Source organism: Grimontia sp. SpTr1 (assembly GCF_947387585.1).
Classification (GTDB): domain Bacteria; phylum Pseudomonadota; class Gammaproteobacteria; order Enterobacterales; family Vibrionaceae; genus Enterovibrio; species Enterovibrio indicus.
Window position 1 is genome coordinate 40,441 of the sequence record NZ_CANDOD010000011.1, and the last position, 16,815, is coordinate 57,255.

10 protein-coding genes are annotated in these 16,815 nt (G+C 46.3%); 9 read left to right on the forward strand and 1 reads right to left on the reverse strand.

Annotated elements, in window-relative coordinates; genetic code table 11:
* The first annotated feature begins 60 nt into the window (after positions 1-60).
* The 4 genes from QL223_RS15755 to QL223_RS15770 all read left to right on the forward strand — a co-directional run bounded on the left by QL223_RS15755 (position 61) and on the right by QL223_RS15770 (position 4,227).
* The gene (locus QL223_RS15755) at positions 61-519 is read left to right on the forward strand and encodes a GAF domain-containing protein (protein ID WP_281545260.1); all 459 of its coding nucleotides are present in this window, start codon (positions 61-63) and stop codon (positions 517-519) included.
* 115 nt (positions 520-634) lie between these two features.
* The gene (proQ, locus tag QL223_RS15760) at positions 635-1,291 is read left to right on the forward strand and encodes an RNA chaperone ProQ (protein ID WP_002539359.1); all 657 of its coding nucleotides are present in this window, start codon (positions 635-637) and stop codon (positions 1,289-1,291) included.
* A 17-nt stretch (positions 1,292-1,308) separates the two neighbouring features.
* Positions 1,309-3,312, forward strand: a complete 2,004-nt coding sequence (prc, locus tag QL223_RS15765) for a carboxy terminal-processing peptidase (protein WP_002539357.1) — start codon at positions 1,309-1,311, stop codon at positions 3,310-3,312.
* Between the two features lie 249 nt (positions 3,313-3,561).
* The gene (locus tag QL223_RS15770) at positions 3,562-4,227 is read left to right on the forward strand and encodes a lipocalin family protein (protein WP_281545261.1); all 666 of its coding nucleotides are present in this window, start codon (positions 3,562-3,564) and stop codon (positions 4,225-4,227) included.
* Positions 4,228-4,287: 60 nt separating this feature from the next.
* Here the strand turns inward: QL223_RS15770 and pncB are convergent, their stop codons facing one another.
* Positions 4,288-5,448 (reverse strand): nicotinate phosphoribosyltransferase, encoded by a 1,161-nt coding sequence (gene pncB / locus QL223_RS15775; RefSeq protein WP_281545262.1) that lies wholly within the window; start codon positions 5,446-5,448, stop codon positions 4,288-4,290.
* Between the two features lie 953 nt (positions 5,449-6,401).
* Between pncB and pepN the strand changes: the two genes are divergently transcribed.
* The 5 genes from pepN to QL223_RS15800 all read left to right on the forward strand — a co-directional run bounded on the left by pepN (position 6,402) and on the right by QL223_RS15800 (position 16,038).
* Positions 6,402-9,011 carry an aminopeptidase N gene (pepN, locus tag QL223_RS15780; RefSeq protein WP_281545263.1) on the forward strand — a complete coding sequence of 870 codons (2,610 nt, stop codon included), beginning with the start codon at positions 6,402-6,404 and terminating at the stop codon, positions 9,009-9,011.
* Between the two features lie 67 nt (positions 9,012-9,078).
* Positions 9,079-9,306, forward strand: a complete 228-nt coding sequence (locus QL223_RS15785; protein ID WP_002537074.1) for a DUF2835 domain-containing protein — start codon at positions 9,079-9,081, stop codon at positions 9,304-9,306.
* Between the two features lie 155 nt (positions 9,307-9,461).
* Positions 9,462-14,279 (forward strand): NAD-glutamate dehydrogenase, encoded by a 4,818-nt coding sequence (locus QL223_RS15790; protein ID WP_281545264.1) that lies wholly within the window; start codon positions 9,462-9,464, stop codon positions 14,277-14,279.
* A gap of 58 nt (positions 14,280-14,337) precedes the next feature.
* Entirely contained in the window at positions 14,338-15,348 is a 1,011-nt protein-coding gene (pyrD, locus tag QL223_RS15795) for a quinone-dependent dihydroorotate dehydrogenase (RefSeq protein WP_039849701.1), read from the forward strand.
* A 141-nt stretch (positions 15,349-15,489) separates the two neighbouring features.
* The gene (locus QL223_RS15800; RefSeq protein ID WP_165011768.1) at positions 15,490-16,038 is read left to right on the forward strand and encodes a cell division protein ZapC; all 549 of its coding nucleotides are present in this window, start codon (positions 15,490-15,492) and stop codon (positions 16,036-16,038) included.
* The last annotated feature ends 777 nt before the right edge of the window (positions 16,039-16,815 follow it).

The window sequence follows — 16,815 nt, forward strand, 5'->3', positions numbered from 1 at the left end:
TGAATCCCCAGCAGATTCAACATATCGTAGGCCATCGCACGTTAAGGAAGTAGTCTACATATGGAAAACAAAGCGGATTTTTACTCGCTTCTCACTCGCCAGACTGTCGCTCTAATAGAAGACGAGCCGAATCTGATCGCTAATTTGTCAAACATCAGCGCGCTCTTGTTTCAGGAATTAGACGACATTAATTGGGCGGGCTTCTATCTTGATGATGGTAAAGAGCTGGTGCTAGGACCGTTTCAGGGCAAACCTGCTTGTGTGAGAATTCCCTACGGTCGTGGTGTTTGTGGGACAGCTTATGCAAACGGTGGAGTTGAACGGGTAGAGGATGTCCACCAATTCGAAGGTCACATAGCTTGTGATGCAGCCAGCAATTCTGAGATCGTATTGCCTCTGTATCAAGGCAACAAATTGATTGGCGTGTTGGACATAGATTCGCCAAAAAAAGCAAGATTTGATCAAGAGGATGAAACCGGACTCACTTTATTGGTCAATGAATTGCAAAAACACCTCTAAATTTAAGCTTCTCTGTGGTTTTTCAATCACAGGTCTCTATAATACGCAGCACTTAATTTGTTAACTCGTACACACTCTCTATTGCCCTTACTAGAGCAAAGAGACAGGAAGAAAAATGGAAAACACTGAAAAACTGGCCAACAGCAAACAAGTCATTGCCTATATCGCTGAACGTTTCCCGCAATGCTTTACTCTTGAAGGTGAAGCTCGTCCTCTGAAAATCGGCATTTTCCAAGACTTGGCAGAGCGTCTTGCTGATGACCCGAAAGTAAGTAAAACTCAGCTCCGCGCTGCACTGCGCCAATATACCTCTTCCTGGCGTTACCTATACGGCGTGAAGGCTGGTGCGATTCGCGTTGATTTGGACGGTAACGACTGTGGCGAGCTTGAGCAAGAGCATATCGACCACGCACAGACCGCACTGGCAGAAAGCAAAGCGCGTGCGGCTGAGCGTCGTAAAGAGCAAGCTGCGAAAAACGGCGACAAAAAATCTGACGCTAAAGCGAAAAGAGCGCCAAAATCAAATAAATCAACAGCTAACCCATCAAAACCTCGACCAGCTAAGTCAAAAAATACTAAGCTAGATAAGAAGCCTGTAGAACCGCGTCGCGAACTCAAGGCTGAAGACATTGTCGTAGGTAAAGACGTCAACGTTAATATGGGCAACGGCAACATGCCTGCCACCATCGTAGAACTCAACAAGGACGAGGTTCGCGTTCGTTTAAGTAATGGCCTGACCATGCTAGTAAAAGCGGAGCACCTCAGTTCGTAAAGGAGATCCCTCGACGCATGATCTGTCGAATCCGCTTTTCCGCGATTGCTGCCAGTGTACTGCTGGCGGCATCCGCCCAAGCCCTAGAGGCTAATTACGATGCTGCTGACCTTCCTACTTTGGTATCTGAGCCTCAGCATGAAACTGCAAGCAAACGTATCACTCGCCGCTTTGAAAAGTCGCACTACAAGCAATTCCAGCTTGATGACGAATTCTCTGCCAACGTCTTTGACCGCTACCTTGAAACCCTTGATTTCAATCGCTTATTCCTAACTCAGGAAGAAGTCGATGCGCTGTCAAAATGGCGACTGACTCTGGACGAACAACTCCGTTCAGGCGACACATCAGCAGCCTACGATATTTTTAATGCTTCTCTACGCAGCCGCTTCCAACGCTATCAATACGCACTTGCTCTGCTTGATGAGGAAATTACCTTTGATGCAGATGAAGAGATGGTCATTGATCGCAGCGAAGAGCCTTGGGCAAAGAACGACGCTGAGCTTAACGAGCTTTGGCGTCAGCGCGTAAAGAATGATGCGCTTAACTTGAAACTGGCGGGTAAAACTTGGCCAGAGATTCAGGAAACGTTATCAAAACGCTACAACAATGCACTTAAGCGATTGACGCAAACCAAAAGTGAAGATGTATTCCAGATTTATCTGAATGCCTTTGCCCGCGAAGTTGATCCTCATACCAGCTATCTTTCTCCTCGTAACGCAGAGCAATTCCAGTCAGAGATGAACCTGTCTCTTGAAGGTATTGGCGCAGTGCTGCAGGTAGAAGATGATTTCACGGTGATTCGTTCCTTAGTGGCAGGTGGCCCTGCATCTAAATCGAAAAAACTGTCTCCAGGCGATCGCATCATCGGTGTTGGTCAGGATAAAGAGAAAGTTATCGACGTGATTGGCTGGCGCTTGGATGATGTTGTTCAGCTCATCAAAGGGCCAAAGGGAAGTAAAGTCTTACTACAAATCCTGCCTGATGGTGCGAATGCGAAGAGTTACACTGTCACTTTGGTGCGTGATAAAATCCGTCTTGAAGACCGAGCGGTGAAATCTGAAGTGATCGAACAGGACAACAAGAAAGTAGGTGTGATTTCTGTACCTAGCTTCTACGTTGGTCTGGCGGAAGACACCAAGAAAGAAATCGCCAAACTGAAAGCAGACAAAGTCACCGGTCTTGTTATCGACCTTCGAAACAACGGTGGTGGTGCGTTAAGCGAAGCTTCTGCTTTAACGGGGCTGTTCATTGAAAACGGTCCGGTTGTGCAGGTGCGTGATAGCTACGGCCGAGTGAAAGTGAACAGCGACAGTGATAACACCATTTATTACGATGGTCCGCTCACTGTGCTTATCAACCGTTACTCAGCATCAGCGTCAGAAATTTTCGCCGCTGCGCTTCAGGACTACGGACGTGCGGTGATCCTCGGCGAGCAATCTTTTGGTAAGGGAACAGTTCAACAACACCGTTCGCTGAACCACATCTACGATTTGTTCGATAAGCCGCTAGGTCATGTTCAATACACGATCCAAAAATTCTACCGAATTGATGGTGGAAGCACTCAACACTTAGGCGTAGTACCTGACATTCCATTCCCAACAGCCATTGATCCGTCAGAGACTGGTGAGAGTGTGGAAGATAATGCTCTGCCTTGGGACAGCATCAATCCAGCGGCATACCAATCTACTGACACCATCAGTCGAATGGTGGGTGCTTTGGACAACGCGCATCAACAGCGTATTAAGCAAGATGCTGAGTTTGGTTTTATCATGAGTGATATTGCTGAGTACAAAGCGGACAAAGACAATAACGTTATCTCTCTGAATGAAAAGGCGCGTATTGCAGAGCAGGAAGAAGCTGATAAAAAACGTCTTGTTCGATTGAACGATCGCCAAAAGATGCTTGGTGAGAAACCGTTCAAGACACTGGATGATGTGCCAAACGATTATGAAGAACCTGATGCCTACCTCGACGAGGCAGCAGCTATCACAGTCGATCTCGCGAAGAAGCTGAATAGCTAACCGAGAAAAATCAAAACACAAAAACGAAAGCGGGCATTTTATGCCCGCTTTTTTTGCCTCTGGTTTCATTTCATATGAATGCGTTACAGGCAGAGGAAAGGGCTATAGCGATGACTATGTAGACCAACAGGTCTCGGTATATATAGAAAATATCAATAAGTTATCTTCTGTATTACGTTAATTTTCCCCACTCAAAAAGTGATATGCGTCTAAAGTTATAAAGACAGCCATCCTGACAAGGGGAATCTTATGAAGAAGTGGTTATGCCTGTTTAGCGTGCTCTTCTGCTTGTCTATGCCTGCAAAGGCATCAGATTTGACCCAATTCGATTTCCCATTGCTCCTCGGCGATTGGTATTGGTTTAGCCCTGATCAGCAAGAAGCTGAAGGCGAAGACAATCAATACAAAGCCATTAACATCTCCTTTAACTCTGACTATCGGTTCAACGTAAAACTATTAAAACGTGATGGCACAGTCGAAGAAGCCAACGGCTACTACGATTTGGATGAATCCACACTGGTTTTAAATGACGATCAGGGCGAATCCCAACATCATGAATACAAACTTAACCATAATCAGTTGATGCTGCGCGGCGCGAAATTCACCAAAATTTTGCCAAACAATCTTTCTGGCGCTTGGTATAGCGATGTCATTCAAGGGCATGATGTTGATGATGGAGTGGCTGAACTGGCACTGATGCTTCGTCCTGATTTTCTATTCTCAGTCAGAGTATCCGGTACCGAAGGGCAGTCTATTACGCACCGAGGTGTTTATATTTTGGAAGATGATCATTTGGTACTGATTTACCGCGGTGGTCAACAAGACTCGCAGTTTGAACTGGATGCAGACACGCTCACGCTAACCAATAATCAATTTGGTATGGAAGCAGTGTTGAAACGGCAACAAACACCTTAATTGAACAATGCTTACAAAAATAACAAAGGGCGCTGATGCGCCCTTTGTTATTTGCTCTGTTCAGATATTGAACGCTTTTCTTAGTGCATCCAAATATGAGTCGTCCCGGCAGATAGATTTTCCGGGTTCATCAGAAATCTTCGCCACTGGCTTTCCATTACAAGTCACGAGTTTTATCACGATGTTGAGCGTTTCAACATTCGGTAAATGGCAGGTTAGTTGAGTGCCAATACCGAAAGAGGTGTTGATGCGTCCAGTAAAGTAAGCGTGAATAGCCAAGGCTTTTTCCAGTGTCAGTCCATCAGAGAAAATCAGTGTTTTTTCTAAAGGATTGATACCAAGACTTTCATAGTGACCAATGGCTTTTTCGCCCCACTCAATTGGATCGCCGCTATCATGGCGCAAACCCGCAAACTTCTGGCTTAGGTGCAGGTTAAAGTCATTCAAAAAAGCATCCATGTTAATGCAATCGGTGAGGGCAATGCCTAAACGATCGGGATATTCCTGTAACCAGCGGTGCAACGCCAGTTGTTGTGAATCAGCCAAATCACCGGTCAACTGCTGATGTGCCTGGAACCACTCATGTGCCTGAGTACCAACGGCTGGGATGTCATGCTTTTTCGCAAGAAACAGGTTTGACGTTCCTGAAAAATGAGAACAATTCAGAGTTAGATGCTCAACGATGGCATGATGGACGGCTTTAGAAAAGCGGCGACGGGTACCGAAATCGACAAAGTGAAAATCTTCGCTCACATTCTCAAGCGAACCCAATTTGGTTTTTAGTAATTCGACAGCTTGTTCTGAGGTTGAATGAGGATAGTTCGCGTGACAACGTAACTCGCAAATAACAGCAAGTAAAGGCACTTCCCATAGGATGACATCGAGCCAGGAACCATCAATACGAATGGCCAGTTGGTCGTCTAAAATAGTAACGGTAACCTGGTCTGCTTTTAAAGAGAATGTGCCGAGAAAATCGAGGTAGTCACCTTGATAGTGCCCAAGATTGGAGAGGTAGGTGATTTCTTCTGCGGTAAATTTCAATTCAGCAAGAGCGTGAATTTCAAACTCTAAACGTTCTTTAAGCGCAGCAAGGCTTTCATTGCTTCGGCAATGAAATTCAGCAGATACTGCCACATTTGGATAGTGGTGGAAAATCGCTTGCTGCATATTCAGTTTGTAGGCATCCGTGTCTAGTAATGACGAAATGATTGGCGTAAGCATGCCTGATAAATAACCTCAAGGGTCTGTTGCCCTTTGGTGATGATTTTTGCAGCAGTTTGTGGGAGCTTTCTGCAAGGCAGAGGCTTCGATGTGTAGCTAGCCTACATGAGAAGCTGATAACGCAGGAGAAAGTTTTCACAAACGCTGCCCGAAGGGTTCTGCCCTAAGCGTTGTATGCTTTGTTGAGGTGTATTTGCTTAGAATGACTAGGCGGCACACACCTCGCCGCGCCTAAAACGCTTAGGGCTAGAACAAAACTAAACCACCAAAGGCCAACAGACCCTAGGTCGGGTTTTGTCTGAACGTTTACTGGCCTCAAGATTTACGTCGATGTAAAACGAGCCCAAGGGAGCAAATTTAACGCCAAATGTAGCTATTTAGTCAACCTGAATAGGGGATTTCGACCGTTATTGTGCATGAAATCGTCGGTTGAGTGTATACCCAAACAACCTGAAGATGCAGGATTCAGCGAGATTGACTGGCGTTGTGATCGCGGCGTTCCTTTGTAGGTGTAGTCATCTCCATCAAAAAGGAACAACAAAGAGCACGGCGTCAGTCAACTCGCCCGAAGGGAGGTCCTCAATGCGCCCACTTCTTTGTTAAATTCCACGGAAATAGAACGACTATTCCTCGTGAAATTTGCCTCGAATTGAACGCATTGATGACCTCTGAATGCGAGCATCTTCAGGTTGTTTGGGTATATATATATTCAAATGGGAAACCCTTACTGTGATAAGGCATTTCCGGGCTAACAGCGAACGCCATCAATCTTTTTAATGTTTAGAGTAGGAGCTCCTTCTATAAATCGAGTAAATGAGAGCGAGTTTGATTCGTTTTTAACCGGTCGGTGTGTGGTAATGCGGTTATGAAGCGAGTATCTTAGACGATTGTCCCATTTCTATAACAGGCGACACGGCTCGTCTGTCTACGTTATGCAATAAAAGGAATCTGACATGACGCAACAACCTCAGGCCAAATATCGCAAGGACTATAAAGCTCCTGAATATACGATCACCCATATCGACCTGGATTTTGACTTACACGAATCTTCTACACGTGTGATTGCGAAGAGCAAAGTGGTGCAGCAGGTGGCTGGCTCAGATTCTATGATGTTGGATGGTGAAGGACTGTCGCTGAAGCGTGTTGAAGTGAACGGGGAAGCTTGGAACCAATATCAGGAAAGCAAAGAAGGATTATTGCTTTCCAATCTGCCAGCAGAATTTGATTTGCTGATAGAAACAGAAATTGATCCTGCCGCAAACACATCACTGGAAGGACTTTACCTTTCTGATGGTGCATATTGCACACAGTGTGAAGCAGAAGGTTTCCGCCGTATTACTTACTATCTGGACCGTCCCGATGTTCTGGCGAAGTTCACCACTAAAATCACTGCGGATAAATCAGCATTCCCATTCCTATTGAGCAACGGTAACAAAGTTGGCTCAGGCGAAGCAGAAGGTGGTCGCCACTGGGTGCAATGGGAAGACCCTTATGCGAAACCAAGCTACCTGTTTGCTTTGGTCGGCGGTGATTTCGATTTGCTGGAAGATACCTTTACGACTCGTAGCGGTCGTAATGTGGCGCTTGAAATTTTTGTCGACAAAGGCAACTTAGACCGCGCTACCCACGCGATGACCTCTTTGAAAAACTCCATGAAGTGGGATGAAGATCGTTTCGACCTTGAATACGATCTTGATATCTACATGATCGTCGCTGTTGATTTCTTCAATATGGGTGCGATGGAGAACAAAGGTCTTAACGTCTTTAACTCGAAATACGTGCTGGCAAATTCTGATACGGCAACGGACACAGACTACCTCGGCATTGAAGCGGTTATCGGTCACGAGTATTTCCACAACTGGACGGGTAACCGTGTAACCTGTCGCGATTGGTTCCAGTTGAGCTTAAAAGAAGGGCTGACCGTTTTCCGTGACCAGGAATTTTCTTCCGATCTGGGTTCTAGAGCGGTAAACCGCATCAGCAATGTTCGTGTGATGCGTGGCCCTCAGTTTGCTGAAGACTGCAGCCCAATGGCACATCCGATCCGTCCTGACAAAGTGATCGAAATGAATAACTTCTACACCCTGACCGTTTACGAAAAGGGAAGCGAAGTCATTCGTATGATGCATACATTGCTTGGTGAAGCGAAATTCCAAAAGGGCATCAAGCTGTACTTCGAGCGCCATGACGGAACAGCAGCAACTTGCGAAGATTTCGTGAAAGCAATGGAAGATGCTTCCGGCGTTGACCTCGGCCAATTCCGTTTGTGGTACAGCCAATCGGGTACGCCGACACTTGATGTAACCGATGAATACAATGAAGCGACTCAGACATTATCGCTCACCGTAAAACAACACACGCCAGCCACCGCAGATCAAAAAGAGAAACAGCCGCTGCTGATCCCATTTGATATTGAGCTGTATGATGCGAATGGTGATGTTATTGAGTTACAACGTAACGGCGAAAAAGTACATCATGTTCTAAGTGTCACTGACGCAGAACAAACCTTTGTGTTCGATAGCATCACTGAGAAGCCAGTGATTTCAATGCTGCGTGAATTCTCAGCACCAGTAAAACTTAACTACAACTACTCAGACGAAGAACTGGCATTCCTGATGGTACACGCCCGTAACGAATTTGCGCGTTGGGATGCTGGCCAAATGTTGTTGGCGAAACATATCAAAGCAAATGTTGCGAGAGTCCAGCGAGGCGAGGGTGTAGAACTGCCGAGCGAAGTGGTTGATGCATTCCGTGGTGTCCTGCTCAACAAAGACTTGGATGTGGCGTTGATTGCAGAAGTACTCACGCTGCCTAGTGAAAATGAAATTGGCGGTTGGTTCGATGTTGTCGACGTTGATGCCATCAATAAAGTACGAGGTGAAATCAAGCATCGTCTTGCCGTAGATCTGGCTGATGAGTTCAGTGCGATTTACCACACGCTGAAGCAAGACCAATACACCATTGACCATGCAGCAATCGGAAAGCGTTCATTGCGTAATGTTTGCTTAAGCTATCTCGCTTCTAATGAGCAGGGTGAAGCTTTGGTGACGGCGCACTATGAAGAATCCAATAACATGACCGACACTGCTGCAGCATTGGCGGCAGCAAACCATGCTGAACTGTCAAACCGCGATGCCCTGATGCAGTCTTTCAGTGATAAGTGGCAACATGATGGCTTGGTTATGGACAAGTGGTTTGTACTGCAAGGTTGTAACCCTGCGGCGAACGCACTCGAAAATCTCAAGGCGCAAATGAGCCACCCAGCATTTAGCTTGAAGAACCCTAACCGTACGCGCTCACTGGTCGGATCTTTCTGCAATGCTAACCCTGTGCATTTCCATGCGAAAGATGGTTCGGGTTATGCGTTTTTAACGGAAATATTGCTTAAACTGAACGAATCGAACCCACAAGTTGCATCGCGTTTAATAGATCCACTGCTCAAATTTAAGCGTTTCGATAAAGAACGCCAGAATTTAATGCGCGCACAACTCGAGCGTTTGGCTGCTTTGGATAATCTTGCGAAAGATCTTTACGAGAAAATCAACAAAGCGCTGGAAGCTTAAACCGTACGCTTGCTAATTAATATCGATTAGGTAATTTAAAAGCCGTCTAAAAGGAGACGGCTTTTTTATGAACTCAAGTGTCTATTTATTTTCTGTGGACATCGATTACCACATTTTTCAGCAGCATTATAGCGGTGCTGCGTCAACCGTAGTTGTCAGAACCGACAATGGTTTAACACTGCAACTACCTGCATCAAGACTGCGTCCATATTTGAGTCAACTGGGTGTAAAAGGGCGATTTCGCTTAACAGTTGACGAAAACAACCGTTTTAAATCTCTTGAACAAATTGGTTAAACCGTACGGCAATCACATAACTAAAAACTCGAATCTAATTAACGAAAATTGATGTAACGAAATTATAAATGACGCCGTAAACTACTCCATGAGTCGCAAAGACTAATTAACCTCTATACTCATAGCGATTACATAAAAAATATATGGAGTAAACCATGACCGCGCGTGACCCTATTGTGCCGGTGTTACTTGAGAAGGTTTATCATCTTATTGCTGAAAAACTGGACAAGACACAGCAACCGCTTGTAGAAACTTTGGCAAAAAGGATTTTGGGTCCCATCTCAGATGATGATTTGCAGGAAAGGAATGAATCCGACCTCTACGGTGCTGTTATCAGCCTGTGGCATCATTTGAACGCTTTCGAACAAGACAAAGTTTTTGTTAAAGTCTTTAACCCTACACTGAGTGGAGACGGATGGCAGTCCACCCATACCATCGTCGAAATTCTCACCCCAGATGCTCCGTTTCTCGTTGACTCTGTCCGCATGGCGCTCAACCGTCTGGACATTGCATCACACCTGATGTTGAACGGACCACTGTCAGTTGAGAAAGATGCGAAGGGCAGTGTTAAAGCAATCGGAGACGACAAAGGGGTAAGGCAAACTGTCTTCCACCTAGAAATTGACCGAATGAGTTCGAAGAAGGAGATGTCTGCTCTGGAGGAAGAGTTGACGGAAACCCTCACGGACGTTGCATTGATTGTTAATGATTGGCAGCCAATGCAAAACAAGATCAAATCAGTGATTGAATCACTCAAGAAAGACAAACCGCCGGTCAGCAAAGACCTCCAACAAGAAGCGGTGGATTTCCTGCAGTGGATTGCATCCCACAACTTTACCTTTATGGCATATAAGTACTACGAACTGAATGCAATAGAAGGTGACCACGAACTGAAAGCCTCATCGCTAGAGGGTTTAGGTCTGGCGAAAAAGCTGGATCCAAAACGTCCTGGTCTAAAGTTGTCTGAAATGCCGGAATCTGCACGTGCAACTGCACTTCGCAAAGACTTGTTGGTCATTAATAAAGCCAGCAGCAAATCGCGCGTTCACCGTCCAGCATACATGGATTACATTGGTATCAAGTGCTTCGACAAGAAGGGCAATGTTATCGGTGAGCATCGATTCCATGGTCTCTACGCATCGTCGGCATACAACCAGTCAACCACCAACATTCCAGTGTTGAAAAACAAAGTTCGCCGGATCCTAGATATCAGTGGCTACTACGAAGGATCGCATTCGTGGAAAGCGCTGGCGAATATCATTGAAAACTTCCCACGTGATGAACTGTTCCAGGCCAGCGAAGCAGAGATGCTCGATATTGGTATGGGGATTGTTCAGGTTCAAGACCGTGACATGCTGAGAATCTTCGTGCGCCGCGACCCATTCGGCCGTTTCTTCTCCTGCATGGTTTATGTTTCGCGTGAGCGATACAACACGGAATTCCGCCGCGCAACCCAACGCATTCTGGGCAACTACTTTGGCTCGGATCAGGACGTTGAGTTCAACACTTTCTTCTCAGAAAGTCCATTGGCGAGAACCCATTACATTGTCCGTGTAGATAACAACAACTTTGACATTGACGTGAAGAAATTGGAACAGAACCTGACTGAAGCAGCATCAACCTGGGATGATCGTCTGCAAGAAGCGGTGATCACGACCTTTGGTGAGAACCTAGGTACACCAGTTGCCAAACGTTACCTCGGTGCATTCCCTCGCTCATATAAAGAGGCGATGCTGCCGGGTTCAGCGGTTGCGGATATTGAGCGCCTTGAAGGACTGAGCGAAGAGAAAAAGCTGGATATGCTTTTCTATCGCCCTCAAGAAGAGCCTAAAGATTCGCGTGCAGTACGATTGAAGCTGTTCCAGAAAGATGAAGCGATTCACCTTTCTGACGTAATGCCAATGCTCGAAAACCTTGGTCTTCGCGTGATTGGTGAAGCACCGTACAAAGTCGAGACGACGTCTGGCGATGTTTATTGGATCCTAGACTTCTCAATGCTGCACAGCGTGAGCAATGGCTTTGTATTGTCTGACGCGCGCGAGCGTTTCCAAGATGCGTTCGCAGGTATCTGGCACGGCAAACTAGAGAATGATGGTTTCAACCGTCTGGTTTTGAATGCGGGCCTGAGTGGCCGTGAAGTGACGATTCTTCGTTCTTATGCGCGTTACATGCGTCAGGTCGCGTTCCCATTTAGTCAGTCTTACATTGAAGAAACGCTGGCTTCACACGCAGATCTCGCGCAGCTTTTGGTTCAACTCTTCAGCAAGCGATTTAATCCGAAGAAGAACAGCGATAAAGATCAGCAACTGATCATCCAGAAGATCGAAGAAGAGCTGGAGCAAGTCGAAAGCTTGGATGATGATCGTATCATCCGACGTTACATGGAAATGATCCTTGCAACCCTTCGTACGAACTTCTACCAGAAAGATAAGGAAACTGGCGAAAACAAAGATTACCTGTCTTTGAAACTGCAGCCGGGCAATATTCCTGAAATTCCTAAACCTGTACCTTTCTTTGAAATCTTTGTTTACTCGCCAGATATCGAGGGTGTTCACCTTCGTGGCGGTAAAGTTGCCCGTGGTGGTCTGCGTTGGTCTGACCGTCAGGAAGATTTTCGTACTGAAGTACTTGGCTTGGTGAAAGCGCAACAGGTTAAGAATACCGTGATTGTGCCTGTGGGTGCGAAAGGTGGCTTCGTTTGTAAGAAGCAACACTCGCTAAGCGGCCGTGACGAGATCTTTGCAGAAGGTCAGCGTTGTTACCGAATCTTTATCCAAGGCTTGTTGGATATCACTGACAATATTGTTGAAGGTGATTTGACGCCACCACTTAACGTCGTTCGCCATGATGAAGATGACCCTTACTTGGTTGTTGCGGCCGATAAAGGGACAGCGACTTTCTCTGATCTTGCGAACTCTGTGTCTGACCAGTATAACTTCTGGCTGGGTGATGCATTCGCATCAGGTGGTTCAAACGGTTACGACCACAAAGCCATGGGCATCACGGCAAAAGGTGGTTGGGAATCGGTGAAACGTCACTTCCGCGAAATCGGTATCGACTGTCAAGAGACTGATTTCACTTGTGTGGCTGTTGGTGACATGGCCGGTGACGTATTCGGTAACGGTATGTTGCTGTCTAAGCACATTCGACTGCTGTCCGCATTTAACCACCTGCATATCTTTATTGATCCAAACCCAGATTCAGCGAAATCCTGGGTTGAGCGTGATCGTCTGTTCAAACTGCCACGTTCAAGCTGGGAAGATTACAATCCTAAGCTGATTTCGAAGGGCGGTGGTGTGTTCTCGCGTAAAGCGAAATCCATCGAGCTGACACCGGAAATCCAGAAGATGTTGGGTGTGCGCAAGCAAACCATGACACCGAATGAGTTGATCAAGCAGATCCTGAAAACCAATGTGGATCTGTTCTGGAACGGCGGTATCGGTACTTATGTGAAATCAGAGTCCGAAACCCACACTGACGTAGGTGACCGCGCGAACGACGCAGTACGTGTTAACGGCAACGAAATGGGTGCACGTATCATTGGCGAAGGCGGTAACTTAGGCATGACGCAACTCGGCCGTGTTGAATACGCAATGAACGGTGGCCGTGTTAACACTGACTTTATCGATAACGTCGGTGGTGTGGATTGTTCAGATAACGAAGTCAACATCAAGATCTTGTTGAATGGTCTGGTGGCTGCAGGGGATTTGACATACAAACAGCGCAATGAGCTGCTCGAGCGTATGGAAGATGAAGTCTCTGACATCGTACTTGATGACGCTTATTGCCAGAGTGAATCAATCTCAGTGACCTCTGAGCAACAAGCTTCTCTGTTGAAAGAGCAAATCCGCTTTATCCATTACCTCGAAAAAGACGGAAAACTGGATCGCGCACTGGAATATCTGCCAGATGATGAAACACTGGCTGAACGCCAACTACGTGGTCAAGGTTTGACCCGACCAGAAATCGCGGTATTGGTGGCTTATGGCAAGATGGTGCTGAAAGAGCAGTTGGTGATTGAGCAAATCACCCAAGACCCGCATTTCGGTAAGCTACTGCCGGCATACTTCCCACAGGAGTTACAACGTAACTATCGCGATGCGATGGAAACGCACCCTCTACGTGGCGAAATTATCGCAACCAGCCTCGCAAACCAAATGTCGAATGACATGGGCTTTAACTTTGTTACCCGTATGCAAGATGAAACTGGCGCAAGCGTCGGTGATATTGCGGCGGCTTACGCGATTGCCCGTGAAGTGTTTGATTTTGGTCAGACGTTTGAAGATGTTCGTGCATTGGATAACAAGCTACCCGCACAGGTTCAGTATGCAGTGATGTATCGCTGCAGACGAATGATGCGCCGCACCACGCGTTGGATTCTCCGTAATCCGATGAAAGGGAAAGGTCTGGAAGAACAAGTGGCGTTCTACAAACCAGCGGTTAAGAACCTGGCGGACAACCTTGAAAAATATCTGGTTCCTGCGGAAATCAAAGAGCATGAAGAACAAGCGGAAGAGTACATTATTCAGGGTGTGCCAAAAGACATCTCGAATAAGGTTGCCCGTTTGACCAGTCTCTACGCAGGTTTGGATCTGGCGCAGGTTTCAGATCAAATGAAGAAACCGTTTGATGTGGTTGCCCGTCTGTACTTTGTACTGGGTGACACGCTGTCGCTGCACTGGTTCCTTAAGCAGATCACAAACCAACCAGTGGAAAACCACTGGCAGGCACTGGCTCGTGCATCGTTCCGCGAAGATCTGGATTGGCAACAACGCATGTTGACTGCTCATATTCTGGAAGGAATGAAGAAAGGCGAGAGCGCAGAGCTTGGTTTAGAAGCGTGGATGGTAGAGCATGCCGTGAGTTTAGGTCGTTGGGAAAGCATCGTTGCCGAGTTTAAAGTCGGTTCCGCCCACGAATTTGCTAAATTCTCCGTTGCATTGCGGGAACTTACGCTTTTAAATTTGAATTAAGCCGATAAAGCGTTAATAATACAGCCCCGTTTATACGGGGCTTTTTTTTGGAGGTTACATGATGTACCGCCTCGCCAGATCGGCAATCTTCCAGTTGGATCCAGAACATGCGCATGATCTGGCTATCAAGAATCTTTCGCGTTTCACCGGCACTCCTCTCGATATCTTTTATCGTCAGCATCTTCCTCCTCGTCCTGTTCAAGTCATGGGACTGCATTTCAAAAACCCAGTTGGCCTTGCGGCTGGCCTTGATAAGAACGGCGAATGCATTGACGCGTTTGGCGCAATGGGTTTTGGTTTCGTAGAAGTAGGGACAGTAACACCACGCCCTCAAGATGGTAACGACAAGCCTCGTTTGTTCCGCGTGCTTCCGGCAGAAGGCATCATCAACCGCATGGGTTTCAACAACCATGGTGTCGATGCGCTGGTGGAGAATGTGAAGAAGGCAAAGTACGAAGGTATCATCGGCATTAACATCGGCAAGAACAAAGACACGCCGCTGGAAAATGGCAAAGACGATTACCTGATCTGTATGGACAAAGTTTATGACCATGCAGGGTATATCGCGGTTAACATTTCTTCGCCAAACACGCCAGGACTTCGTTCGTTGCAATACGGTGAAGCGTTGGACGATCTTCTTTCTTCTTTGAAAGAACGTCAGAACAAACTGGCAGAAGAGAAGGGCAAGTATGTTCCTCTCGCATTGAAGATTGCACCAGACATGACCGAAGACGAATTGGTTCAGGTGGCAGACTCTTTAGTGCGCCATGGTATTGATGGTGTGATTGCAACTAACACCACTCTTGATCGTTCGCTGGTGGAAGGCATGCCGCACGCACATGAAGCGGGTGGGTTGAGTGGCCGTCCTGTTCAGAACAAGAGCACGGAAGTGATTCGTCGTTTGAATCTGGAACTGAATGGCAAACTACCCATCATCGGTGTAGGCGGTATTGACTCAGTGATGGCAGCAAAAGAGAAAATGATGGCAGGTGCGGAACTTGTTCAGGTTTACTCTGGTTTCATCTACCACGGCCCACGTCTGGTAAAAGATATAGTTCGAAATATTTAAGCCTGAAAATTAAGAAATTAGAACGAGAAGGGGAATTTGTTTCCCCTTTTTTTTTCTCTCCTGCCGATTAAACTTCTCCGAAAGCACCTTTAATTTCAATGGTCACGGACCGAATCTCAGGTTGTCGCAGGAGCGAAAACGATGTTGAAGCCAAATAATGCGTGGAAGTGGTACTTCGATTCCGAAGCTCAAACGCTGATGCTGGATTTGGGTCAGGAGATGGTTTTCCGTGTTGCTATTGAAAAGAAACACCTCATCCCCGATGCGTTTGTCGATACCCCATTTTCAGTCGATGACGCATCACTCTTTCAAGCTTACTCAGATGCAGTAAGCGTCTTACCTTTATCTGGCCCTAGAAAGGCCGAAATCGTTTTGAACGCAGTGGCAGCAAAACGCTTCCATAAACCGCTTCTACCTAAAAGCTGGTTTTTTCAGGCTCAGGAAGGGGACCTCTCTCCAGAACTAGGTTCCATTATTGAACTGAAAACCGATCACGGCAGCGAAGCATTCCTGGTTATTGAAAATGCAGGCTCAGCGTCCTTGTGCATGCATGCCAGTGAGAACCCGCTCATGCTGAACGACACTAAAAATATGCGGTTTTGCGAAGCTATAAAAGTAATGAATGACCGGTTATCTACATACCAACAGCAATACGATAACGGCAGTGGTCATTATGCGTTAGTGGGCTGATAGAGCGGCTTCTATCAGCCCCATCTTCTTTCCGTTGTTTGATTCAAAATCCTCTTACTCCCAAATGCAAAACCGAGCGCTCAGCGCTACCTAGCCAGACACATTTACTCGCTCTTTATCTCTAAAGAGAAATGACCCGATCTCATGGCATGAAAAAGGGCAATGCTGATTCGATAGCGTGTGCCTTTATGTTCTGTAAAAAGATTTTACGCGACGGAAATTCTTCATCAATCTTGCCGAAGAATGAGGCTCAGGTTTCATTAGCTGAGTGATAAAAATCTTCGGTACATTCTCAATATTCTCTGGCAAATAATGCGACAGTGTTAGCCCGACATTTCGTCGATTCAGCTGATAATCGGGGAGATACATCGGATATTAATAGTGATTAATGTCACATTAAGTGAAACTATCTGCTGTATTTTTGCTCTCTCTTTCTTCTTCATTCAAGCCAAAATTAGCTCAATTTGGTAAACATCAATGCCATTTCTTCCCCCTTTATAGAGGGATACACATCCAAAAACACCATCTGGTATATACCAGATATTAGGGTTGATTTGTATTTCCTGCTGGGAATCAATCTAACCAAATTCAGAATCACAAAGTCATATTAAATATGTCTTTGTGGATAAGTGTGTGCTTACTAAGTGATCGAAGGGCGATGAATGAAATGAGAAATTTTCACCGAAAGATAGCGGCATTCTAAGCGGATTAAGCATGTTTCCCCTGGGAAACGAAAATTCGCCTGTGGATAAGTGATGGGTGACGGAAAGGTGAGCG